Source organism: Lolliginicoccus lacisalsi, from assembly GCF_014841105.1.
GTDB lineage: Bacteria > Actinomycetota > Actinomycetes > Mycobacteriales > Mycobacteriaceae > Lolliginicoccus > Lolliginicoccus lacisalsi.
This window is the reverse complement of sequence record NZ_JACYWE010000008.1, coordinates 143,647-166,151: the sequence shown is the minus strand read 5'-3', so window position 1 is coordinate 166,151 and position 22,505 is coordinate 143,647. Positions and strand designations below refer to the sequence as shown.

Sequence of the window (22,505 nt, the reverse complement as noted above, 5' to 3'; positions counted from 1 at the left end):
CGTGAAAGGGGCCGGCCTGCTCGTTCAGGCCGGCCCCTTTCCGCGTCCAGCATCATCACGGGACCCTGCATCATCACGGGACGGCGAAACCGCTGCGCTAGCCCCGCGCGCATGGGAACAATGGGGGAACCGGCAACCCCCGAGCTACAGGAGCACCCATGGCAGACCACACCTATCGCGTCTCCGAGATCGTCGGCACCTCGTCGGCCAGCATCGAAGACGCCGTGAGCGGCGCTATCGGGCGGGCGTCGCAGACCCTGCGCGGCCTCGACTGGTTCGAGGTCACCGAGATCCGCGGCCACATCGTCGACGGGGCCGTCGCCCACTACCAGGTCGGCCTGAAGGTCGGCTTCCGCCTCGACGACCCCAGCTAGGCCTGCTCGCGCTTGCGCAGCACCAGCACCAGGTTGCTGGTGATCACTTCCCGCAGCACCGGTACCCGCAGCACCCACCAGGACCACCACGGGTTGTAGCGCGGGAACGCGGCCACGAGCTCCGCTGGACCCTCCGCCCCGGTCGTCGCCCGTGCCCACCGCAGGCCTGCCGCGGCCGTGATCGGGAACAACGACACCCCGAACCGGTTCTTCGGCTCGTGACCGTGCAGGCGGCGATACCGGCGTGCCGCGAGCTCCCCGCCCAGGAAATGCCACTGGCCGGTCTCGTGCCCGCCGAACGGGCCCCACCACAAGGTGTAGGGCAGCACCACCAGCCCGCCCGGGCGGACCACGCGCACCATCTCGTCCGCCATCCGCCACGGCGCGCTCACATGCTCGGCCACGTTCGACGAGAAGCACACGTCCACGCTGTCGCTGCGGATCGGCAGCGCCATGCCCGAGCCGCGCACCGAGCCGGGGTGACGGATGCCCGCGGCATGCATCTCGGACGCATCGGGCTCCACCGACACATAGCGGGCGCCGAGCTCATCGAACGCGTCGGAGAAGTACCCGGGGCCGCCGCCCACGTCGAGGACGAGGTCACCGGCCAGGCCCCGGCCGGTGGCACCGGCATGCACCTCGGCGAGCATCAGCGCCGTATCGTCGGCGACGGCGCCGTAGAACCGGGCCGGGTCGGACTGCTCGAAGCGAAAGGACCGCAGCAGCGACCAGGAGCGACGCAGCGACGCATGACGAGCGAACGCGCGCGAGGCCGGCGCAGGAGCAAGAAGGGGCGACACATCGATACAGCGTAGTGACGATCACGGAACGGCACACCCCGGCCGTTCGCGGTGGCAGGCAGGCCCGCGCGCGTCTATCGTGTGGCAGAGCCCACCGCGGGCACGGCCAAGCCATGCTCGCGGTGGAGCGCTGGACGAGGAGTTGGGAGCAACGCGTGCGCGAGGTCTTGCTGTTGTGCTGGCGCGATACCAGCCACCCGCTCGGCGGCGGCAGCGAGCGCTACCTCGAGGAGGTGGGGGCCGCGCTCGCGGCGCGGGGGGCGCGCGTCACCCTGCGCACTGCCAGCTACCGTGGCGCGCCGCGCTCCGAGTTCCGCAACGGCATGCGCATCAGCCGCGGCGGCGGCCGCTTCACCGTCTACCCCTGGGCGTTGCTGGCCATTGCCGGTGCCCGGTGGGGGATCGGGCCGCTGCGGGGCAGCAAGCCCGACGTGATCATCGATACGCAGAACGGCGTGCCCTTCTTCGCCCGGCTCGTCGCCTCCGCGCCGGTGGTGCTGCTCGTGCACCACTGCCATCGCGAGCAATGGCCCGTCGCGGGGCGCCTGCTGGCCCGGCTCGGATGGTGGATCGAATCGTGGCTCTCGCCCCGGCTGCATCGCCACGACCAGTACCTGACCGTGTCGTTGCCGTCGGCAGATGAGCTCATCAGCCTCGGTGTGGCGCCCGCGCGGATCGCGGTGGCGCGCGCTGGTGCCGATGCGCCACCGCCCAGCGTTCCTCCGGGAACGCCGGCGACCCGGGCCGGGGATCCGACCATCACGGTGCTCTCGCGGCTGGTCCCGCACAAGCAGATCGAGGACGCGCTCGTTGTCGTCGCTCGCCTTCGTGCCACCATTCCGGGGCTGCGCCTCGATGTGATCGGCGACGGGTGGTGGCAGCCCCGGCTGCGCCGCGAGGTCGCCGCCCTGGGCATCGAGGACGCGGTCGTCTTCCATGGGCACGTCGACGAGGAGACGAAGCATCGCCTCCTCGCGCGGTCGTGGCTGCACGTGATGCCGTCCCGCAAGGAGGGGTGGGGGCTCGCCGTCATCGAGGCCGCCCAGCATGGGGTGCCCACCATCGGCTATCTATCCTCGCGCGGCCTGACCGACTCGATCATCGACGGCGTCACCGGGCGCCTTGTCACCGATCGCGGCGAGCTCGTCGAGGTGGCGCGGGAGCTGCTCGACGCCGATGTCGAGCGTGCCTTGCTCGGCGAGAAGGCGCGCGCCCGCGTGGCCGAGTTCTCGTGGCAGCAATGCGCCTCCAGCGTCGAGACGGTCCTCGAGGCCGTGGCGCGCGGCGAGCACCGGTCGGGGATCATCGTGCCCGGTCCCGCCGCGTCACCGCTTCCCGATGCGCGCACTGCCTGACCCGCTGCGCGCTCCTGCCCGCCCGGCCGCCGCGCCCGCGAGCAGCACCGCGCCCGCTGCAAGCAGCGCGAGCCACGCCACATGCGCCACTAGCACCGTCCTATAGGCCATGGAATCGCGCTCCGCGGTCGCGATCGGCCCCGGCACCTCGTGCAGCACCACGTCCGGCCCGGCGACCACGATAGGCAGCGTGGCCAGCACCGCCGCCGCCTCGCCACGACGCCCCGGCGCGGTGGGCTGATCGATCACCCAGCGCACCCCGAGCGCCGCGAGCTCGCGGGACGGCCCGCCACCGAGCAGGACAGCCTCCACTGCGCGGGCTCGCGAATCCTCCCCGCGGACCACCGTGCCACCCACCGGGAGGTCGCTCGTCATGACCACATCGCGCGGCAGCATCCGTGCGGCGGGATCGAGCACCACGGGGCCCGGCGCGTAGGGATACTGCCGCAGCAGGCCCGCGGGCAGAACCGCGACATCGCCAGGCCCGGAGGCCCCCTCCAGGTGCTCCGCCACCGCTGCCCATTCGGCCGGGTACTGGACCGGGCGCAGCGCCCCTCCCGCCCCCCAGGCCGCGTCCGGCAGCACCGCCACCAGCATCACCACCAGCACTGCCGGGGCGGCACGAGGGGCCCACGCCTGGGCCAGCCAGCGCGTCGCGGCCGCGGCGCACAGCACCAGGAACGGCACCGCCAGCGCCACCCACTTGTGCGTGTCGCGCAGCAGGCCTCCGCCCGGCAGCGCGACCACCACCTCCATTGCCCGAAGCCCCGGGCCGGTGGCGGCGAGGGCAGGACCCAGCACCGCGGCAGCGGCCAGGATCGCTAGCACGACGCTTGCGCGCCGGGGCGCGGCAGCGGGCCCCGAGGGAACGGGGCCTGAAGGGAAGGGGCCGCGCGCGCGGCGGCCGAGAAGCATCCGCCCACTGGCCAGCACGATCAGCACGATCCAGGTGGTGGCCAGCACGCCGAGGCCCGCGGCCCGGCTCGCCGGGACAGCCCCGGAGTTCCAGATCCCGCCCAGGCTCACCAGGCTCCCCAGCGTGCCCAGGCCAGTCTCGGCCCGGGCCGCGAACGCCGCCACCCCGGCAGCATCGCTCGTGCCGGGCTGCCCGGCCATCACCGCCGCAGTCAGCCACGGCGACCCAACGACCAGGCTGATCGATACCAGCGCGCCCACCGCGCGGGCCACCCGCGGGGGCGGGAACGCGATCAAGCCCGCGCACGCCGCGACGACAGCGACGACCGCCCCGGTCGGGGTCAGGCCCGCCACCGCCATCGACACCACCAGCAGCGGGAAGCCACCGGGGGCGCGCCGGTGGATGCGCGCGGCCGCGACGATGATCCACGGCAGCGCGCCATAACCAGCGAGCAAGCTCCAGTGCCCCTGCAGGAGTCGCTCCACCACATAGGGGTTCCACACCGCCAGGGTGGCGGCCACGATCTCCGAGCCGGCCCGGCCGCTTCCGGGTCCCCACCACAGCTGCACCAGTGCGATCGCGCCCCAGCCTGCCGCGAGCAGGAACAGCGACAGCATCACCGTGACCAGCACGCCCCCATCGACCCAGCGGGAGAGCAGCGCCAGCAGCCAGTCCGGCGGCACCGCGCGCGGCGCCGAGCCCGCCACTCCCAGCGCAGTGTCCGTGACGTAGGAGCGTGGCGTGGCCACCGCATCGCGGTGCAGCAGGTAACCGGGCCGCCATAGTGGCAGCAGCATCACGCTGACCAGCAGCATCACATGAGCGGGGCCGGCCCAGCACCACCAATGCGTCGCTCGCGGACCAGGAAAGGGCATGCCGGAACGATACGTGCCGGCGGGCGCGGCTGGCTTGCCGAGGCGTGGGCACGCCATGATGGGGGCGTGAAGGATCAGGCGCGCACGGGCACCCTCATGGCCGGGATGTCCCTGGTGACGGCCGGATCGCTTGTCGCCAACGCCGCCTCCTACCTGCTCCACGTTCCCGCGAGCAGCTGGCTGGGGCCGAGCAGCTACGGCGCGTTCGCCAGCTTGCTCGCCGCGCAGCTCATCCTGGCGGTTCCAGCGCTTGCCCTGCAGATGGTGGTGGCCCGGCGGATCGTCACCGGTCGCCTCGCCGGCATCGACCGCACAGGGGAAGCGCGTCACCTCGGTGCCGCGACAGTCTTGCTGGTCGCGATGGTGGCGCTGCTGGTCGTCCCAGCGGCAGCGTGGGCGCTGGGCACCTCGCTGGTAGCGACGCTGCTGGCGCTGAGCACAGCACCCCTGCTGGTGGTGCTCGCCGCGGAGCAGGGGATCCTGCAGGGCACCGGGCGGTTCGGGGCGCTCGCGCTGGTGATCGCCGGAGCCGGGCTGGCCCGGGTGGTGCCCGCGATCATTGTCCTCGGCCTCGGCGGGGGAGTGGCAGCGGCCCTCGGGGCGGGCGCCCTCGGCACCATCGTGGCGGCTGTCGCTGCGCGGCGCCTGGTGGGAGAGGCTCCCCGGGATGACGCCGAGCAGGGCCAGGCCCGCCCCGACGTGGCCGCGGTCCTGCGGGCCTCGCAGGTGCAGCTCGTGATCATGGCGTTCACCGCGATCGACCTGCTGATCGCGCGCATGGTTCTCGACGAGGTCGCGGCCGGGGTGTATGCGCTGGGGGCCGTCGCGGCGAAGGTGGCGTTCTGGCTGCCGTTCGCGGTGGGGGTCGTGCTGTTCCCGCGGATGGCGGATCCCGCGCGCACCCGCGAATCCCTCGGCTCGATGCTCGCCGTGCTGGCGGTGCTGGGCATCACGGCGACGGGGGCGGCCTGGTTGCTGGCGCCGATCGTTCCCCACGTGGTCGGTGAGGACTACCGGCCCGTCGTGAGCCTGCTGTGGCTGTTCGCCGCCCACGGTGCCGTCCTCAGCGCGGTGCAGGGGGCTCTGCTATCGGTGATCGCGCGGGATCGCACTGCCGTCGCGGCGCTCGCCTGGACTGGGCTGGCAGTGCTCGCCGTGGTGCTCCTGCTTGTCCCCGCCACTGTCACCGGCTTCATCATCACGTCGCTGCTCGTGGCCACGGTGACGCTGGTGGCCGTGACGGGCGCGGTGCTGTGGTCGCTGCGGGAGCCCTACCCGCGCGCGCCCGAGTAGAGCATCACCGCGGGATCGTCGTCCGGGTCCGTGCCGCCGCTGGGATCGTCGCCCGCGCCCGCGACGTCCTCGGTCCGGGACGAGCGAATCCCGAGGGCGAGGCCCGCGGCCAGCGCGGCGAGCCCGAGCACCACGAGGATCCACGAGGCGTGGATCGATACCGGGCCAGCACCGATGGCGAGCTGCACCCGGTCGCGCTCGGACCGCGCGGCGTCGAGCTGCGTGGCAACGGTCGCGCTGGTGAACGCGAGGTCATGCTCGGAGACCGGGAGGCCCTGGTCCTCGGGGCCAGTACCGAAGAACTGGCTGGCCTGCTCGCGGGCATCGACGATGGTGCCCGAGACGGGCTCGACCCACAGGTCGCGCTGCACCGTGTAGTAGCGGGTCATGAACACGATCTCCCCGGCATCGGCGGCGGATTCATCCACCAGGCCCCAGCCCGACCGTGTCATCCCGACGCGGTTCGCCTGGTCACGGGTGGCGCGGAAGAGATCCACCGGGCCGAGGGACTGCCGATAGTGGCGAACGGTCACGCCGTCGAGCTCGGTGTCGCCCACGAACTCCGCCTCCGAGGAGGCGCGCGCGGTGAGGTCATACACCGGATATGCCTCCGGGGCCGCGCCGTAGGGGAACCGGTACTGCACTCCATCGCGGGGCAGCTGCACGGCCGGTGACTCCCGATCGACCTGCAACGACGCCATCGTGTCGCCCGCCGGCATCGCATCATGCCGGTCGATCGCCACCCGATCGATGTGGGCCGACACCAGCCCGCGGCCCGGCGTCGAGTCCGCGCGCATCAGCGCATGCCCTGCCTGCAATGTGGCGGTCTCGCTCGATACCGGATCCTCGACGGTGACGCGCGTCTGGCTGCGCAGGGCGACATCCTCCTCCCACGGCGCCTCGTCGCCCTTGGCGAGCAGCGCGGCATCGAGCAGGGTGCCGGAGCCCTCCATGATGCGGGTGGACTCATGGCCGAGAGGGAGCCGCTCGAGCTTCGGCGCGGTGTAGAGCGGCAGCAGCGCCGCCACAACCAGGAGGAACACCGCGAGCCCCACGAGCAAGGAAGCAGAAAGACGAGCTGCGCCCCCGGAACGTCCTGCCATGAAGGATTCCCCCCGTATGCGTCACGCACGTGGATTCTCGACTACGATCGACCGACGATAGCAGCTGTCCCAGCGGCCCGCCCGGCAGCGATTGCTGCCGTTATGCAACCAATACCCGCGGGATACGGGGGTGACACCGATGAGCAAGGAACCGCGTGGCACGACCACCGCAGTCACCTCGCCCGTGGCCGGCGCGGCTGGGTTCCTGCCGGCTTGCGAGGGGCTGCGCGCTGCTGCCGCGCTGGGTGTGCTGCTCACCCACGTGGCATTCCAGACCGGGTCGGTCACCGACACGATGGTGGGCAGGATCTACGGCCGCTTCGACCTCGCGGTGGCGCTGTTCTTCGCCCTCTCCGGCTTCTTGCTGTGGCGCCCGCATGCCCGTGCGGCGCGCGCCACCGCCGCGGCACCCGCCAGCACGGCCCGCTACCTCCGGCACCGCCTCGTCCGGATCATGCCGGCCTACCTCGTCGTGGTGATCGCGGTGCTGGCGCTGCTGCCCGAGGCGCACGGCGCGTCGATGCAGACCTGGCTCGGCAACCTCGCGCTCATGCAGGTGTTCGTTCCCTACAGCCTCACCAGCGGTTTGACCCAGATGTGGAGCCTGTCGGTGGAGATGGCCTTCTACCTGATCCTTCCCCTGCTGGCATGGATCCTGTGGCGGCTGCGAGGGCCCGCCGCGCGATGGCGCGTCCCGGTCATCGCTGGGGCAGCACTGCTCAGCCTCGGCTGGGGCTTCCTGCCCATCCCCACCGCCGATGGGGTGCACCACGACAACTGGCTGCCCGGCTACCTGGCATGGTTCGCGGCGGGCATGATCCTCGCCGAGCAAGCCATGCGGCCGCCCGCCTGGGCGGTGCGGGTGGCCAGGGTCCCTGGGCTGATGCTCGCGATCGCAGCGGTCGCGTTCGTCGTTGCCGCGTCCCCGATCGCAGGGCCTCCCGGCCTCGTGGACCTCGTTGCCCGCGAGTACGCCGCCAAGATCGTCGCCGGAGCGATCCTGGGATATGCCCTCCTCGCGCCGATCGTGCTGGGCGAGCCGGGGCGTCCGCACCGCATCCTCGCGCACCCGGTCGCCCTGATGCTGGGCCGATGGTCCTACGCGCTGTTCCTGTGGCATGTCGCGGTGCTGATGGTCGTGTTCCCCATCCTCGGTGTGCCACCGTTCTCCGGCTACATGCTGGCCGTGCTGCTGCTCACCGTCGCCATCAGCGTCCCGATATCCTCCATCAGCTTCGCGCTCGTGGAGGAACCATCGCGCCGCGCGCTCCACGCCTGGGAGGAGCGGCGCTACCGGTCGCGGCCACCCGGCCAGGCCGCGATGACCACCGCCGCCACCGCCACGAGCGCGAGCCCCTGCGTCGACGCTTCATCGCCCAGGTAGCCGTTCGGGGAGCGCCAGGGCCCCGTCGACAGGACCGCAGCGGAAAGTGCCATCGCGGTGCCCGCCCCGATGGCCAAGGCCCGGCTCGCCCGCGATGCGCCCCACCGCCGAGCGATCGCCCATGAGGACGCCGCGACGAGCGCGTAGAGCCCCGCTCCAGGCGCTCCCGCGATCATGAGCGCCGCGGCCAGCCCGCCGGCCATCGCGAGTCGCCGTGACCGCCATGGCCGCGACGGGGGAGCCTCCCGGCCCCGGTCCTCGCGGCGCAGCAGCAGCACCCCCCCGAGCGGGAGCAGCAGCGCGAGCCCGCCGAACAGGGCGAGCCGGTAGCCGCCATCCAGGGGGTACGTCAGCGTCACCGGGCCCGCGAGGCCCGCCGGGACGATCCAGCCCTGCTGCCACCCGTTGATCGTCACCGGGACGAGCTCCGCGCCGTCCGGGCCATGTGCGACCCACCCGCTGTTGCGGCTCTCCGGAACGATCAGTAGCTCATCGGATGCGGCATCCACCTCGCCGACACGACGGGCGGGGGACCATTCCCCGGCCTGTACCGGACTAGCGGATCCACTGCCGCGCGGTGCCGCCCCCGGCCCCTCCAGCCGAGCCCCGTCTACCTGCAGCGCCTCGCCCGGGTCCACGGTCACCATGCTGGCGCCAGGCCCGAGCCGCACGCCCGCGGAATCGCACGGGGTCGCCTCCACCACGACCCCTGCCCGGGCCTCGGCCTCGGTCATGGTCACCGAGAACCGCACGGTGTCCTCGCCCACCTCGAGGCGGGGCCCGTCCTCGCAATCGATCTCGATCACGCGTGGTGCTGCGCCGCGTGCCCCGATCACGCCGTCGTTGCCGCGCACCGCGATATCGGCGATGCCGGGCGGAACGGTGCTCGACAACCCGAATGGCTCGCTGGTGCGGGTCTCGCGCCACTCAAGGATCGTCACCTCCACCGCGTCGGTCCGCGCTTCCGGGACGGGGATAGCGAGGGAACCTCGTTCTTGCTGCTGCTCGGTGACCTGTGCCGTCGTCGTCGACTCCCCGGTATCGACCCGCAGCACCGTCGGCATGGCGGGCACATCCGCGCGCGGCAGCGTCACCTCCACGGCGGTGACCAGTTCCTCCTCGGGCAGTTCCACGGTCACCGTCGGAAGCTCCCCCGCGGCGACGCTCGCGGTGGCCGGGGCGTACCACACGGTCCGCGGGTCGCCATCCGCCACGGCGAACGCGCTGCCCCGGGTATCACCGATGCTCGAGGGCCCCGTGCCGCGAGGGGCGTCCTCACCGGCCAGCAATTCCTCGAGGCGCCCGCTCTGCCGGGCCTGGACGAAGACGCGCGCCCGCGCGCCGACCTCCTCGTCCGCGGTGATGCGGCGCGACACCACGCCAGGCTCCTCCGCCGCTTGGCCCAGCGACGGAAGGCAGATCGCTTGCACGGGCCCATCGAGGCAGGGCAGCCGACCCGGATGCTGCTGCCCGAGGTCCCACGCGGTGATCGTGGCGCCGGCCGGGGCGGGGGGCACCTCCAGGGCGCGCCCCAGCTCGACCTGTCGGCCTTCCGCGCTCACCGAGACATCCGCGATGCCGAACTGTCCGCCGAGCGACCCGTCCTCCGTCGATCGAGCGGTGATGCGTGCCCAGCGCGTCGCCCCGAGCGGCAACGCGGCGATGACCTCCTCGCCGGCCTCGGGCACATTCACCGTGGACGAGCCACGCTCCGTCCTGATCTCGAGGAAGCGGACCGCGGGCCCCGCGGCGGCGGCGCTCGTGGTGATGCGCAGCACCGCCTGCTCGATCGGTTCATCGAAATCAAGCTGGAGCCATTGGCCCACCGCTGCCTCGCCGCTGTTCGACAGCCAGGCGGTGGACGTGCTCCCATCCACGGCTGCCGCGGGCCCGGAACCAGGCTGCACCGCGCCGATCTGCGTGGCATCGCCGGCCGAGGACGACACCGTGATCGTCGGACCGATCGCGACCGCACGGACTAGGGGCTCGCCGGTGGCGTAGTCCGCGATCCTGTTGCGGGTGCGGCGGGGATCATCCGGGCCCAGCGCGTGCGAGCGCTGGTGGTCCACCCGGCCGAAATCGGCCTCCCGGGCTACCGGTGTGTCCGTCAGGGTGATCGGCCCCACGGGCAGGCCCGCATCGAGCGCGTCCCGCGACAGCACGTGCGGCGTCGCCTCGCCCGGATGCGCGCGCTCGTGGAGCCGCAGCAGGGCCTCGGGGCCGCCCTGGACGATCGGGACATCCTCTACCGGTATGGTGTGCACGCCAGCCGGGAAGCCGGGATCAGCCACGACCTCGAAGATCTCGATGGCAGGGAAGCGCGGGCGCGTCCCCGCGCTCGGCACCTCGAGCGATGGGTCGTCCGAATCGGTCTCGGGCGGCCGGGGGCCGACCGGCCCGCCGAAGGTCTCAGCCTTGACCAGCCCCGGGGATCCCAGGAGGGCCTGGCGGGCGATCGCTGGCGACACCGATTGGCCGGTGACCGGGTCGATATCGTTGCGCAGCACCACATGCCGGATGCCCTGGGCCGCCAGCATCGATGCCAGCCCGGGGGAAGGCTGGCCCGCGACGAGCAGGCGCTGGACGGAATCGAGCATGCGGATGCCACCAGGCGGGATCAACGGCACGATATCGCGGCTGCCCCAGGGCGTGGTGGCCAGTGGTTGCAGCGGCTCGTCGCGGGTCAAGCCCCACACCTGGGAGCCGAACGGCGCGGCCGGGACCACCAGCGCGCGCGAGGGCAAGCCCGTCTCCACGCCCTCGGAGTTGCTGGCGAGCCACTGCGCCGTCTGCGCCCAGTAGTCGGGAATGCCACCGTGCGCGCCGCGCGGGGCGAGCTTTCCCGTCCACACAAGCGATGTCGCGACCGCCACGGCAAGCACCACCGCCGTCGCGACCGCCATGATGGGCGCGCGCTCGGGATGGGCGATCGCCCGGCGCCACGCCGTCCTAGTGACCGCTCCTGGCAGGGGTGCCCGCGCGAGCAGTGCCGCTAGCCCCACCGCGAGCGGCAACCGGACCAACGGCTCCAGCTTGTGCACGTTTCGCATCGGCGCGCCCGCGCCATCGAGGAACGCGCGGGCGAGCTCGCTCACCGGCGAGCCCCACGCGCCCGCGTATCCCACACCGATCCCGACGAGGCCGACGACGAGCACCAGCACCAGGCGTCCACGGGCGGGGGTGCGCAGCGCCAGCCCCGCCAGTCCGGCCGCCGCGACCAGACCGGTGGCGAGCACCGAGACCGGCTGGGTGACCAGGATCGCCCCGGCCATGCGATCCGGCGAGATGAACGGCGTCCAGCTATCTGTCCCCCGCAGCACCTCCACCAGTGATGTCCACCGTGTCGTCGTCCCTGCGGACTCGATGTAGTCCAGGAACGGCGGGCTCACCGCGCCCAGCATCAGCAGCGGCACCACCCACCACGCTGTCGCCGCGATGCCCAGTGGCACCCACCATGCGGTGAAGCGCCACCACCGGCGGTCCGGCCGATGCGCGAGCCACCACACCACTGCGACTGCCGCGCCGAACGCGGTGGCCACCGCATTGATCGCGCCCATGCAGGCAACAGCGAACGCTGATGCGGCCGCGAGCTGCCACATGGGCCGCCGTGATCGTCCATCGAGCGCGAGGATCACCGGCAGCAGCACCCAGGGGGCGAGCATCATCGGGGTGGTCTCCGAGGAGATCGCCCCGATCGTGGTCAGGACGCGGGGGGAGCACGCATAGGCGACCGCAGCGATGATCCGGGAGGGGCGGGTGCCGATGCCCAGCGCCTCGGTGACCCGGATGATTCCCCAGAATCCAGCAGTGAAGAGGATCGCCCACCACACGCGCTGCGCCACCCACGCTGGCGCGCCCAGGGCATCGGTGGCGGTGAAGAACGCGCCCTGCGGGAAGAAGTACCCATAGGCCTGGTTCTGGGTCTGCCCGAACGGGGCAAGGCTCGACCACAGGTGGCTCGCGCGATCCAGGAACCCTCGCGGGTCCACGACAAGATCAAGCTTGGTGTCGGCGACCAGTAGCCCCGGCGCCTGCAGCATGCTCGCGACGAGCGCGAGCAGGGCAACAACAATCAATCCCCATCGGGGGAGCGGGCGCGACGCGCCCGGCACCGCGTCCTCGGCGAGGGTGCGCGCGGGATCGGCTCCGGCTGCCAAGAACTGCGCGGCGGCTAGCGGCTGCCGTACTCAGGCTGGTTGAGCAACGCCGTCTGCGCCTGCTCGGACCGATCCACCTCCGGGCGGGTGTTCTGCTCCGCCAGGCCAGTCCCCACGATCACCAGCGCGAACGCCAGAGTGGTACCAGCCAGCGCGGCGATCGCCCCGGGGACGAGGAACTTCATGGAAACACTCCTAGGATCGGGCGCGCGGTGCAGTCCCCGACAGGATAGCGGCCCAAGCGGCGATCCCGCACGCTACACGCCACCCAGCATGTCCGAGGGAACGCCCAGGGCCCCGAGCAGCGTCCGCAGCTTCGCGCTCGTCTCGTCGAGCTCCGCGCGCGGATCCGAGCCCGCCACGATGCCGCCGCCGGCGAACGCGCGCGCCCGGTCACCGCGTACTTCCGCGCAACGGATCGACACCATCCACTCCCCATCGCCCCGCGAATCGCACCAGCCGACAGCCCCGGCATAGAAGCCACGACTGCCCTCGGACGCCCGGATCGCCTCGAGCGCGGCTTCGTGCGGGGTGCCCCCCACTGCTGGGGTCGGGTGCACGTGCAGCGCCACGTCCAGCGCCGAGATGGCCGGATCCCGCAGCGTTCCCTCGATGCGCGTCCCGAGGTGCCACACCTGCGGCGTCGCGACGACGGAGGGGCGCGCCTCCACGCGCAGCCCGGAGCACAACGGCGCGAGCCGCTCGCGCAGCCAATCCACCACGAATCCATGCTCGTGCACGTTCTTCGCCGAGCTCGCCAGTTCCTCGGCGCGCTGGACGTCGACGACGGGATCAGGGGAACGGGGAGCGGTGCCCGCGAGCGGCCAGCATGACACCGACCGGCCGTCGCGGCGGACCAGGGACTCCGGGCTCGCGCCCACGAGGAACGCGTCCTCCATGCCGGGGCCGGCGGGGGACAGGTCCGCGCAGAACCCGTTGCCGGCGTGATCGCGCGCCACGAGCGCGGCGAGCAGGCCGTGCGGATCGATGCGCCCCGCGCACGCCACCTCCACCGATCGCGCCGCGACGACTTTCGCGAGCTCGCCCGCGTCGATCCGTGCCACTAGTGCCGCGATCCGGCGCATGTGCTCGGCGCCCGATGGTTCCTCGCGCGCGCCCACGATCGAGGGAAGCGGCGGAACCGCGACGGGGGGCCGCCACCGGGCATCCCGCACTGTGAACGTCGCTGGCACGGTCAGGGCGCAGGGCTCGGAGAGGTCGAACGGCAGCGCTCCCACCACGGCCCGGGCGGATCCGTCCGCGAGCGCCCGCAGCGCAGCACCCGGATGATCGAACAGGGCAAGCCGGCCCTCGCCGATCACGGATCGGTGGGGGCGGGACAGCACGAAAGCAGATCGATCCACCCCAGTGAGTATTCCTGGCCGGGCCGCGCCCGAGCAGGGCGGGGGGAGTGGTGGATCAGCGCCCCCGCGATGCCGGCGGGGCTAGCCCTCGCACGGCGGCACGATCATCACGGGGCGGTGGCAATGCTTGAGCACCTGGTCGGCCACGCTGCTATGCAGCAATGCCTTGATGCCCGTGGCGCCCCGCGTGCCGGTCACGAGGATGCTGACGTCGTACTCGTCGGCCGCATCGACGATCGCAGCCCAGACCGTGGTCACGGTCTCGATGCAATGCCCCTCGCAGCGCAGCCCGGCCTCGCCCGCGAGCCGGACACCCTCCTCGTTGACGACGCGCGCGTCGGCAAGCGCCGCGTCCTCGGCCGCGGTGTCCGGTACCCAGCCGGGCTGCATGACGCCGCTCAGGCCGGAGATGCGGGCCGCCTGCCGCGAGAGCGGCTCCCAGGCGGTGACGATGATGGCGCGGCTCGCGCTCAGGAAATGGCCCGCGTGCCGGATAGCGCGCTTGGCATTGTCCGAGCCGTCGTAGGCGATGAGGACGAGATCCGAAGCCCCCGATGCCATGATTGCCTCCCGGAACGATCAGTCTCGGTGGTCCTGGGCACAAGACTACTCCGCTCCATGCGCCAGCGCGGCGATCTTGTTCGCCCGGTTGCACGCTGTGCCCGATCGCTAGCACGGGGATCGCTGGACGTGTCGGCCCGGGCGGCGCCTCCGGATGAGTAGGATCCTGCACAGTCGACGAAGGGATGGGCGCGATGCTCACGCAAACCCGGACCGCGGCGCGGCTCGCCGCGCTGCTGCTGGCCGCGACGACCGCGACAGGTCTCGTGGCCTGCACGAGCAGCGAGACCTCCGGCGGCGGAGGGCCGACGAGCAGCGAAGCGCTCGCCACGGTCACCTCGCCGGTCGCGCACACCCCGGCGCAGGGCACGGGTTCCCTCGGTTTGCCGTGCGGCGAGCAGGAGTTCCTGGCTCGCTTCACCACGCGCCAGAAGCTCGCCCAGATGCTCAACGTCGGCGTCACCGGGGAGGCCGACGCCCGCCGCGTGATCGAGCAGGAACAGATCGGCGGGTTCTTCGTCACGAGCTGGGCAGACCCCAGCTTCCTTGCCAGCGGGCGCGTGGCGGCCGTGGCTGCCGAGTCCGAGGTCCCCGTGATGGTCACCATCGACGAGGAGGGCGGGCGCGTCAGCCGCGCCAAGCACGTGATCGGCGCATCCCCGTCGGCGCGCGAGCTCGCCCGGACCCGCACCGCCGAGGAGGTGTACGACATCGCCCGGCAGCGCGGCGCAGCGCTGCGCGAGCTCGGCATCACCGTGGACTTCGCGCCCGTTGTGGATGTCACCGATCAGCCCGACAACGCGGTCATCGGCGATCGTGCCTTCGGCGCCAACCCCGACGTGGTCACTGAGTACGCGGGAGCCTATGCGCGCGGCCTGCGCGACGCCGGAGTGCTGCCCGTGCTCAAGCACTTCCCCGGGCATGGGCGCGCCACCGGCGACTCCCATGTCGAGGGGGTGACCACCCCGCCCCTGCCCGAGCTGCTCGGCCATGATCTCGTGCCGTTCCGTTCCCTCATCGGGACCGGTGCCGCAGTGATGGTCGGCCACCTCACAGTGCCGGGGCTCACCGAGCCGGGGACTCCCTCGAGCCTCAGCCCCGCCACGATGTCCCTGCTGCGCTCGGGTGTGGGCTACGGTGCCGCGCCGTTCGATGGGCTGATCTTCACCGACGACCTCGGCAGCATGCGGGCGGTCACCGATCTGTTCGACATCACCGAGTCGGTGCTGCGCTCGTTGCAGGCCGGCGCGGATATTGCCTTGTGGATCTCGACCGATCGCGTCACCGACGTGCTCGACGTGCTCGAGGGCGCGGTCGCCAGCGGCGAGCTGCCGATGAGCCAGGTCGATGCTTCCGTGGTGCGGATCGGGAAGGCCAAGGGGCTCGTCGACTGCTGAGCCCGCCTGGCCCGCCAGGCCCAGCTATTCGCGTGCCGGGGTCGCGCCGCGCAGCCTCGCACCGTAAACTTACCCGCGGGTAAGTTTCTACGGTGAGGGTAGTGATGGGTGGTCAATCCAAGCGACTGCCGCGGGCGATCCGCGAGCAGCAGATGCTGGACGCTGCCATCGACGTCTTCGCCAAGCATGGGTACCACGGCGCCTCGATGAACGCGATCGCTGCCGAGGCGGAGATCTCCAAGCCCATGCTGTACCTGTACTACGGCTCGAAGGACGAATTGTTCGCGGCATGCATCCGTCGCGAGAGCACTCGTTTCCTCGATGCGCTCACCGGGGCCGCCGACCCGACCCTGACCCCGCGCGAGCAGCTCGAGCATGGCATCCGCGTCTTTCTCGGGTTCGTCAACACCAACCGCAAGGCCTGGCGCGTGCTCTATCGGCAGGCCCTGTACCAGAACGAGTTCGCCGAACTGGTGCTCAGCAGTCGCGATCGCGCGGTCGAGCTGACCGCGCTGATCCTGCGCTCGAGCAGCCGCGACGAGCGCAGCAACGACCAGTACCGCCTCATGGCGACCGTGCTCATCGGCGCGGGGGAGGCAGTCGCGGACCTGATCGCCGATGGGACGGCCCAGACCGAGGACGCGGTCACCCTGCTGACCGATCTCGCGTGGCGCGGCCTCGCCGGGCGCAAGCCCGTCCACTAGCGCGCCCCGCGCTGTGGACCGTCACCCGGCACCCCCACAGAAAAGAACCAGCCCCAGGGGGAAATCCCCTGGGGCTGGCGCAATGCTGGACGCGTCGGCTACCGCGCGGTCACCGTAGCGGTGAGGTGCGTGTAGCCCTTCTTCGGGTGCCTCAGCGCCAGGCTCCAGCCATTCGCGGACTTGTCCGCGTAGACCTTCACCTTGGCGGGGAGCACCACGGGCTTGCCGAACTCGACGGAGTAGTCCACCGAGTCGGGGATGCGGCCCTCGATGATGCCAAGCACCGCGGCCGAGCTCCACATGCCATGCGCGATGACCGACGGGAAGCCGAATGCCTTCGCGCCGACCTTCGAGATGTGGATGGGGTTGCGGTCGCCGGAGACCTCCGCGTACTGCGAGATCAGCGCTGGGGTCACCTTGAGGGTGGTGTTTGCCACGCGACCATCAGCGCCCGGAGCGCTATCCGTGCGCTCGGGGCGCGGCTCGTCGCTTAGGCTCGTTCGCTGCTTGCGCAGGAACGTGCTGGCCTGCCGCCACACCAGCTCGCCCTCGACAGTGATCTCGGTGATCAGGTCGACGAGCAGGCCGGACCGGTGCTCCCGCAGGTCAGCGGCATGCACATCGATGGTGAGCACGTCGCTGACGGAGATGGGCTTGATCTGCTCGATGTTGTTGGCCATGTGCACCATGCCCATGGCGGGCAACGGGAAGTCCTTGGCCACGAGCAGGTTCATCACCGCGGGGAAGCTGAGCACGAACGGGTACGTCACCGGCACCGTGTCGCGCAGGCGCAGCCCGCACACGTGGTTGTAGTCCGCGAGGTTGTCGATGTCGATGCGGACGTTCTCGATGCGCAGGACGCGGTCCGGCAGGCCAGTGGCCTTGGCACCAGGCAGGGGAAGCATTCCCGCCACGGCCTTGGCGTAGTTGCCGAGCATGCTCTGCTTGTCGAGTACCTCGATGTTGGTTGGCTTGCTCATCACGCACCCAGCAGGCTCTGGCCGCACACGCGGACGGTGTTGCCGGTGACCGCGCTGGAGGCGGGGCTGGAGAAGAACGCGATCGTCTCGGCGACGTCCACGGTCTGGCCGCCCTGCAGCAGCGAGTTGAGGCGACGGCCGACCTCGCGGGTGGCGAGCGGGATCGCGGCGGTCATCTGGGTCTCGATGAAGCCCGGAGCGACCGCGTTGATGGTGATGGACTTCTTCGCGAGCTCGGGAGCCTCGGCATCGACCATGCCGATCACGCCGGCCTTGGAAGCGCCGTAGTTGGTCTGGCCGCGGTTGCCGGCGATGCCCGCGATCGAGGAGACGTCGACCACGCGGCCACCCTCCTTGAGCCCACCGTTGGCGACGAGGCCCTCGGTGATGTTCTTCGGGGCAACGAGGTTGACGGCCAGGACCGAGTTCCAGCGCCCGTCGTCCATGTTGGCGAGCATCTTGTCGCGGGTGATCCCGGCGTTGTGGACAACCACGTCGAGGCCACCGAAGCGCTGCGCGGTCTCGGCGATCTTCTCCGCGGCGTTGCTCGCGGTGACGTCGAGCGCGAGGGCAACCCCGCCGATCTTGTTGGCGACCTCGGAGAGCGCGTCCCCGGCCTGCGGGACATCCGCCACGATCACCTTCGCGCCGTCGCGGGCCATGACCTCGGCGATGGTGGCGCCGATGCCGCGAGCAGCGCCGGTGACAAGCACGACCTTGCCGTCGAGGGGCTTGTCCCAGTCCGCGGGAGCCGCAGCGGTCTTCTCGTCCACCCGGACGACCTGGCCATCAACGTAGGCCGACTTGGCGGAAAGGAAGAACCGCAGTGGCGCGGCCAGGCCGGTGAAGTCGTTCTTGGCCTTGGGGGAGACGTACAAGAGGTTCGCGGTGGCGCCGCGGCGCAGCTCCTTGGCGATGGAGCGGCTGAAGCCCTCGAGGGCGCGCTGCGCGATGCGCTCGTCGGCCTTCTTCACGAGCTCCGGAGTGGTGCCGATGACCAGGACGCGGGCGCAGGGCGCCATCTTGCGCATGAGCGGCTGGAAGAAGTCATGGAGCTGCTTGAGCCCCTCGATGGTGGTGATGCCAGTGGCGTCGAAGACCAGGCCACCGAACTTATCGGTGCTGTCGTCGCCGAACTCGTAGTCCGAGAGCAGGTCGCGGATCGGCTCGACCAGGCGGCCCTCGCCGCCGACGATCACGGGGCCGGGGAGCGCGGGCTCGCCAGCCTTGTAGCGGCGCAGCTCCTCGGGCTGCGGCAGTCCCATCTTGCCGGCCAGGAACGCACCTGGGGCGGACGAGATCAGGGTGGAGTACAGATCAGTGCTTCCCTTTTTGCCTGACACGGGTCACCTCTCGTGAGTGTAGTCACTCGTCGCAGTTTCGCTTGTCGCAGTTTCGCTTCCGCACGGTCATTGACCTGCGGCGCGCCGCCGGGATGGGCGACATCCGCACATTGCTCCCGGCCGCGTTGTATCCTCCCGGAATGTACGCCGGAGTGCACGGTATCGACAACTAACTTACCGGTGAGTAAGAATACGTGGTAGTCCAACACTCCCGAATTGTTTGGAGACTGAAGTGACATCGTCGAATAACGCGGCCAACGCCCCCGAGGGCCGGCAGACCCGCCCGGTAGCCATCCTCGGTGGCAACCGCATCCCGTTCGCGCGCAGCAACAAGGCCTACTCGAAGGCCTCCAACCAGGACATGTTCACTGCTGCGCTCGACGGGCTCGTGAGCCGGTTCAGCCTGCAGAACGAGCAGATCGGCCTCGTCGCCGGTGGCGCCGTGCTCAAGCACTCGCGCGATTTCAACCTCATCCGCGAGTCCGTCCTCGGCAGCGCGCTCTCGCCCTACACCCCCGCGATCGACGTGCAGCAGGCCTGCGGCACCGGCCTCACCGCCATCAGCATCGTCGCGGACCAGATCGCGCTCGGCCGCACCGAGTCCGGCATCGGTGGTGGCAGCGACACGACCTCTGACGCTCCCATCGCCGTCAATGAGGACCTGCGCAGCCTGCTGCTCGACCTCAACCGCGCCAAGACCACCGGCGACCGCATCAAGCTGCTCGGCAACCTGCGCCCCAGCCAGCTCGTGCCCGCGATCCCCACCAACGGCGAGCCCCGCACCGGCCTGTCGATGGGCGAGCACGCCGCCATCACCGCCACGGAGTTCGGCGTCTCCCGCGAGGGCCAGGACGAGCTCGCCGCGGCCTCGCACCAGAACATGTCCAAGGCCTGGGACGCCGGGTTCTTCAACGACCTCTCCACCCCGTACCTCGGCCTGACCCGGGACGACAACCTGCGCCCCGACTCGAGCGCCGAGAAGCTCGGCAAGCTCAAGCCGGTCTTCGGCAACTCGCTCGGCGATGCGACCATGACCGCTGGCAACTCCACCCCGCTCACCGACGGTGCCTCCACGGTGCTGCTGGCGAGCGACGAGTGGACCGCCGAGCGCAACATCCCCGTCCTCGCGTACCTGCGTGACTACCAGACCGCTGCGGTCGACTTCATCCATGGCCCCGACGGCCTGCTGATGGCGCCGACCTACGCGATCCCGCGGATGCTCAAGCGCAACGGCCTCTCCCTCCAGGACTTCGACTTCTACGAGATCCACGAGGCATTTGCCTCCGTGGTGCTGTGCACCCTCGCGGCGTTCGAGTCGGAGGAGTACTGCAAGGAGCGCCTCGGCCTCGACGGCGCGCTCGGCAAGATCGATCGCAGCAAGCTCAACGTCAAGGGCTCCTCCCTCGCGGCCGGGCACCCCTTCGCCGCGACCGGTGGCCGCATCGTCGCCTCGACCGCGAAGATGCTTGCCGAGAACGGTGGCGGGCGCGCGCTCGTGTCGGTCTGCGCCGCGGGCGGCCAGGGCGCTGTGGCGATCATCGAGGCATAGGCCTTTCGCCCATCGGGGGCGCGCGCTAGGCCGTCTGGCCTGGCCACGCTCGTCCCGATGGTTGGCTCGCGGGAGCCCCCGGGCATTTGTTGCCGCCCGGGGGCTCCCGCGTTCCGTAGGGGCCTGTAACGCGTTGCGGGGCAACGCCGATACGGCTAGTAAGTCCCGCGCGCAGGCCCGAAACCCCGACCTGGCCGTCCGCGCGGGGCTTCCTGCGGCCCAGGGGCGAGGGAAGCCGGGTGAACGGTTCGGATTGACCGGATTGGTCTAGGCGATGCCGCCGCGCGCGTGCGATGGCGCGGGGCCTAACCTATTAGGAAGCGTGTTACCGGAGCCGCTCGCGCGGTTGGGAGGCGACTGTGGTGAATCACAAAGGGTCAAGGGCGCGGCCGCTAGTGGTCGTGGCGGGCTTGCTGATCGTGCTGGTGCTCGCCGGTGCTGTGGCGTACGCGGTGGACTGGTTCGTGTCGCGGGACAAGATGCCGCGCAACGTGACCGTGGCCGCTGTCGAGATCGGGGGAATGTCCCCCGAGGATGCGCGCCAGCGCCTCGAGGCCGAGCTCGTTCCCCGTGCCTCGGAGCCCTTCGTCGTGATCGCGGACGATGTGGAGTCATCGATCCTGCCGGAGGAGGCGGGCCTGGCCCTCGATGTCGATGCGACGATCGAGCAGGCGAGCCGCCAGCCCATGAACCCCGTGACGCGCCTCGCGGACCTCTTCCGGACCCGCGAGGTCGGCTTCGTCAGCTCCGTCGATGATGAGCGGCTCGCCACCGTCGTCGAAGAGGTGAAAGCCAGTGTCGACCAGGAGGCGGTCGAGGGCGACATCGTTTTCGTCGATGGCTCTCCCCAGCTCATCCAGCCGCGAAACGGACTGGTGCTGCCCGCCGACGAGGCGCGGACCGAGATCGTGGAGCGATGGCTGCTCCCCGAGCCGGTGGCGCTGCCCGTGCAGGTCGAGGAGGTCACCGTCACCGAGGAAGGCCTCGATGCCGCGTTGACCGAATATGCCCAGCCCGCCGTCGCATCGCCCCTCGTGGTCCGGGGCAAGGAAGGCACTGAGGCGATCCTCGCTCCCGAGGAAGTCGGCGATGTCGTGTCGTTCTCCCCGGACGGCGATGGCGGCCTCGAGCCCGAGTACAGCGTGGATGCCGCGCGCCGGGCATTGGCTCCGCAACTGCGGGATACCGAGGTACCGCCCGTCGAGGCGACCGTGAGGCTCGGCGGCGACGGCCCCGAGGTCGTGCCCGACCAGGTCGGCACCACCGTCGACTGGGACGCCACCCTCGAGGACCTCCCCGAGCTGATGACACGCGTCCAGGGCCGCACCGTCGACGCCGTGTACGAGGACACCCAGGCAGAGTTCACTACTGCTGACGCCGAGGCGCTCGGCATCGAGGAAGTGATCGGCGAGTTCACCACCGGCGGATTCGCATCCACCTCGGGCATCAACATCCGGCAGGCCGCCGAGGAGACCAACGGGGCGATCATCAAGCCCGGCGAGACGTTCTCCCTCAACAACCACACGGGCACCCGCAGCTATGCGCAGGGCTACGTGGATTCCGGCATTATCCTCGGTGGGCGGCCCTCGACCGCGGTCGGCGGCGGCGTGAGCCAGTTCGCGACCACACTGTACAACGCTGCCTACTTCGCCGGGCTCGAGGATGTCGCTCACACCGAGCACAGCTACTACATCTCGCGGTACCCCGCGGGCCGCGAGGCCACAGTCTTCGAGGGCTCGATCGATCTCCAGTTCCGCAACCAGTACGACACGGGCGTGCTGATCCAGGCATTCGGCGACGCATCGTCGGTGACGGTACGCATGTGGGGCACCAAGACAGTCGAGGTCGAATCAGTCAACGGTGGACGGTGGGACTACACCTCGCCGCCGCGGATCACCCTCCGCGAGGGTCCCAACTGCCAGCCAAGCTCCGGCGGGCAGGGATTCACCACCAGCGACACGCGCATCATCCGCGACGCGGACTCCGGCGCCGAGATCTCCCGCGAGACACGCACCGTCCGGTACGTTCCGCAGCCCGTCGTGGTCTGCGAGGCACCGCCCCCACCGCCTCCGCCACCCTCGGCGGGCGACGGGGACGACGAGCGCGAAGAGGGGGAGGAGCGTCCCTCCGAGGACCCGGAGCCCGCTCCGCCCGCCGAGACTAGCCCTGCTGAGCCGGCCCCCGCCGAGCCCACGGAGGGCTAGCCTTCCCTAGCGCTGACGAGCGCCCCGCGGTTGCTGCGCAGCCGCGGGGCGCTCGCGTCGGTGGCGTGCGCGGGTGTGCGCGGGTGTGCGCGGGTGTGCCTGGGCTCCGGGACCCGCAAACGCACCGGAAACTCGCTGCCCGTCGG

The 22,505-nt window shown here is 71.1% G+C and carries 17 protein-coding genes; 8 read left to right on the top strand and 9 right to left on the bottom strand.

All coding sequences use genetic code 11. The features are described from left to right. The first annotated feature begins 158 nt into the window (after nucleotides 1-158). Entirely contained in the window at nucleotides 159-374 is a 216-nt protein-coding gene (locus HT102_RS13425; protein WP_192039938.1) for a dodecin, read from the top strand. On the opposite strand, the gene HT102_RS13420 is transcribed toward HT102_RS13425, so the two are convergent. Further along, nucleotides 371-1,174, bottom strand: a complete 804-nt coding sequence (locus tag HT102_RS13420) for a class I SAM-dependent methyltransferase (protein ID WP_192039937.1) — start codon at nucleotides 1,172-1,174, stop codon at nucleotides 371-373. The two genes, HT102_RS13425 and HT102_RS13420, sit on opposite strands and share 4 nt — an antisense overlap. 155 nt (nucleotides 1,175-1,329) lie before the next feature. Between HT102_RS13420 and HT102_RS13415 the strand changes: the two genes are divergently transcribed. Then, nucleotides 1,330-2,529, top strand: coding sequence for a glycosyltransferase family 4 protein (locus tag HT102_RS13415; protein WP_192039936.1), 1,200 nt, complete (start codon nucleotides 1,330-1,332; stop codon nucleotides 2,527-2,529). Here HT102_RS13415 and HT102_RS13410 read toward each other — a convergent pair. After that, entirely contained in the window at nucleotides 2,500-4,320 is a 1,821-nt protein-coding gene (locus tag HT102_RS13410; RefSeq protein ID WP_225443661.1) for a hypothetical protein, read from the bottom strand. The genes HT102_RS13415 and HT102_RS13410 overlap by 30 nt on opposite strands. A 66-nt stretch (nucleotides 4,321-4,386) precedes the next feature. Here HT102_RS13410 and HT102_RS13405 point away from each other — a divergent pair, with 66 nt between their 5' ends. After that, on the top strand, nucleotides 4,387-5,613 hold the full coding sequence (locus HT102_RS13405) for a lipopolysaccharide biosynthesis protein (protein WP_333473448.1): 1,227 nt from the start codon (nucleotides 4,387-4,389) through the stop codon (nucleotides 5,611-5,613). On the opposite strand, the gene HT102_RS13400 is transcribed toward HT102_RS13405, so the two are convergent. Continuing rightward, nucleotides 5,592-6,716, bottom strand: a complete 1,125-nt coding sequence (locus HT102_RS13400; RefSeq protein ID WP_192039935.1) for a DUF3068 domain-containing protein — start codon at nucleotides 6,714-6,716, stop codon at nucleotides 5,592-5,594. The two genes, HT102_RS13405 and HT102_RS13400, sit on opposite strands and share 22 nt — an antisense overlap. A gap of 139 nt (nucleotides 6,717-6,855) precedes the next feature. Here HT102_RS13400 and HT102_RS13395 point away from each other — a divergent pair, with 139 nt between their 5' ends. Beyond that, nucleotides 6,856-8,100: an acyltransferase family protein gene (locus HT102_RS13395; protein ID WP_192039934.1), complete on the top strand. Its 1,245-nt coding sequence runs from the start codon at nucleotides 6,856-6,858 to the stop codon at nucleotides 8,098-8,100. Here HT102_RS13395 and HT102_RS13390 read toward each other — a convergent pair. The 4 genes from HT102_RS13390 to HT102_RS13375 all read right to left on the bottom strand — a co-directional run bounded on the left by HT102_RS13390 (nucleotide 8,007) and on the right by HT102_RS13375 (nucleotide 14,182). Continuing rightward, complete coding sequence (locus tag HT102_RS13390) at nucleotides 8,007-12,257, bottom strand: alpha-(1->3)-arabinofuranosyltransferase (protein ID WP_269902762.1); 4,251 nt, start codon at nucleotides 12,255-12,257, stop codon at nucleotides 8,007-8,009. The genes HT102_RS13395 and HT102_RS13390 overlap by 94 nt on opposite strands. Nucleotides 12,258-12,271: 14 nt before the next feature. Next, a complete protein-coding gene (locus tag HT102_RS13385) occupies nucleotides 12,272-12,442 on the bottom strand; it encodes a DUF2613 domain-containing protein (RefSeq protein ID WP_192039933.1) in 171 nt (56 codons plus the stop codon). Between the two features lie 72 nt (nucleotides 12,443-12,514). Beyond that, complete coding sequence (locus HT102_RS13380; protein ID WP_333473447.1) at nucleotides 12,515-13,621, bottom strand: isochorismate synthase; 1,107 nt, start codon at nucleotides 13,619-13,621, stop codon at nucleotides 12,515-12,517. Between the two features lie 81 nt (nucleotides 13,622-13,702). Continuing rightward, nucleotides 13,703-14,182, bottom strand: a complete 480-nt coding sequence (locus tag HT102_RS13375) for a universal stress protein (RefSeq protein WP_192039932.1) — start codon at nucleotides 14,180-14,182, stop codon at nucleotides 13,703-13,705. A gap of 194 nt (nucleotides 14,183-14,376) precedes the next feature. Between HT102_RS13375 and HT102_RS13370 the strand changes: the two genes are divergently transcribed. After that, complete coding sequence (locus tag HT102_RS13370; protein WP_192039931.1) at nucleotides 14,377-15,579, top strand: glycoside hydrolase family 3 N-terminal domain-containing protein; 1,203 nt, start codon at nucleotides 14,377-14,379, stop codon at nucleotides 15,577-15,579. A gap of 104 nt (nucleotides 15,580-15,683) precedes the next feature. Then, on the top strand, nucleotides 15,684-16,283 hold the full coding sequence (locus tag HT102_RS13365) for a TetR/AcrR family transcriptional regulator (protein ID WP_192039982.1): 600 nt from the start codon (nucleotides 15,684-15,686) through the stop codon (nucleotides 16,281-16,283). 98 nt (nucleotides 16,284-16,381) lie between these two features. Here HT102_RS13365 and HT102_RS13360 read toward each other — a convergent pair whose 3' ends face one another. Together HT102_RS13360 and HT102_RS13355 are read right to left on the bottom strand one after the other, a co-directional pair. Further along, on the bottom strand, nucleotides 16,382-17,263 hold the full coding sequence (locus HT102_RS13360) for a MaoC/PaaZ C-terminal domain-containing protein (RefSeq protein ID WP_192039930.1): 882 nt from the start codon (nucleotides 17,261-17,263) through the stop codon (nucleotides 16,382-16,384). Then, nucleotides 17,263-18,606, bottom strand: a complete 1,344-nt coding sequence (locus HT102_RS13355) for a 3-oxoacyl-ACP reductase (protein WP_192039929.1) — start codon at nucleotides 18,604-18,606, stop codon at nucleotides 17,263-17,265. Before HT102_RS13355 ends, HT102_RS13360 begins: the two co-directional genes overlap by 1 nt. Nucleotides 18,607-18,838: 232 nt before the next feature. Here HT102_RS13355 and HT102_RS13350 point away from each other — a divergent pair, with 232 nt between their 5' ends. Both HT102_RS13350 and HT102_RS13345 read left to right on the top strand, forming a co-directional pair. Continuing rightward, on the top strand, nucleotides 18,839-20,155 hold the full coding sequence (locus HT102_RS13350; RefSeq protein WP_408611360.1) for an acetyl-CoA C-acetyltransferase: 1,317 nt from the start codon (nucleotides 18,839-18,841) through the stop codon (nucleotides 20,153-20,155). 362 nt (nucleotides 20,156-20,517) lie between these two features. Next, nucleotides 20,518-22,359: a VanW family protein gene (locus HT102_RS13345; RefSeq protein ID WP_333473446.1), complete on the top strand. Its 1,842-nt coding sequence runs from the start codon at nucleotides 20,518-20,520 to the stop codon at nucleotides 22,357-22,359. Nucleotides 22,360-22,505 lie beyond the last annotated feature (146 nt).

What these genes read in the sequence shown, in the direction of transcription:
- HT102_RS13365 (WP_192039982.1), top strand. Translation starts at nt 15,684, where the DNA reads ATGGGTGGTCAATCCAAGCGACTGCCGCGGGCGATCCGCGAGCAGCAG.
- HT102_RS13385 (WP_192039933.1), bottom strand. Translation starts at nt 12,442, where the DNA reads ATGAAGTTCCTCGTCCCCGGGGCGATCGCCGCGCTGGCTGGTACCACT.
- HT102_RS13360 (WP_192039930.1), bottom strand. Translation starts at nt 17,263, where the DNA reads ATGAGCAAGCCAACCAACATCGAGGTACTCGACAAGCAGAGCATGCTC.
- HT102_RS13400 (WP_192039935.1), bottom strand. Translation starts at nt 6,716, where the DNA reads ATGGCAGGACGTTCCGGGGGCGCAGCTCGTCTTTCTGCTTCCTTGCTC.
- HT102_RS13375 (WP_192039932.1), bottom strand. Translation starts at nt 14,182, where the DNA reads ATGGCATCGGGGGCTTCGGATCTCGTCCTCATCGCCTACGACGGCTCG.
- HT102_RS13370 (WP_192039931.1), top strand. Translation starts at nt 14,377, where the DNA reads ATGCTCACGCAAACCCGGACCGCGGCGCGGCTCGCCGCGCTGCTGCTG.
- HT102_RS13410 (WP_225443661.1), bottom strand. Translation starts at nt 4,320, where the DNA reads ATGCCCTTTCCTGGTCCGCGAGCGACGCATTGGTGGTGCTGGGCCGGC.
- HT102_RS13395 (WP_192039934.1), top strand. Translation starts at nt 6,856, where the DNA reads ATGAGCAAGGAACCGCGTGGCACGACCACCGCAGTCACCTCGCCCGTG.
- HT102_RS13425 (WP_192039938.1), top strand. Translation starts at nt 159, where the DNA reads ATGGCAGACCACACCTATCGCGTCTCCGAGATCGTCGGCACCTCGTCG.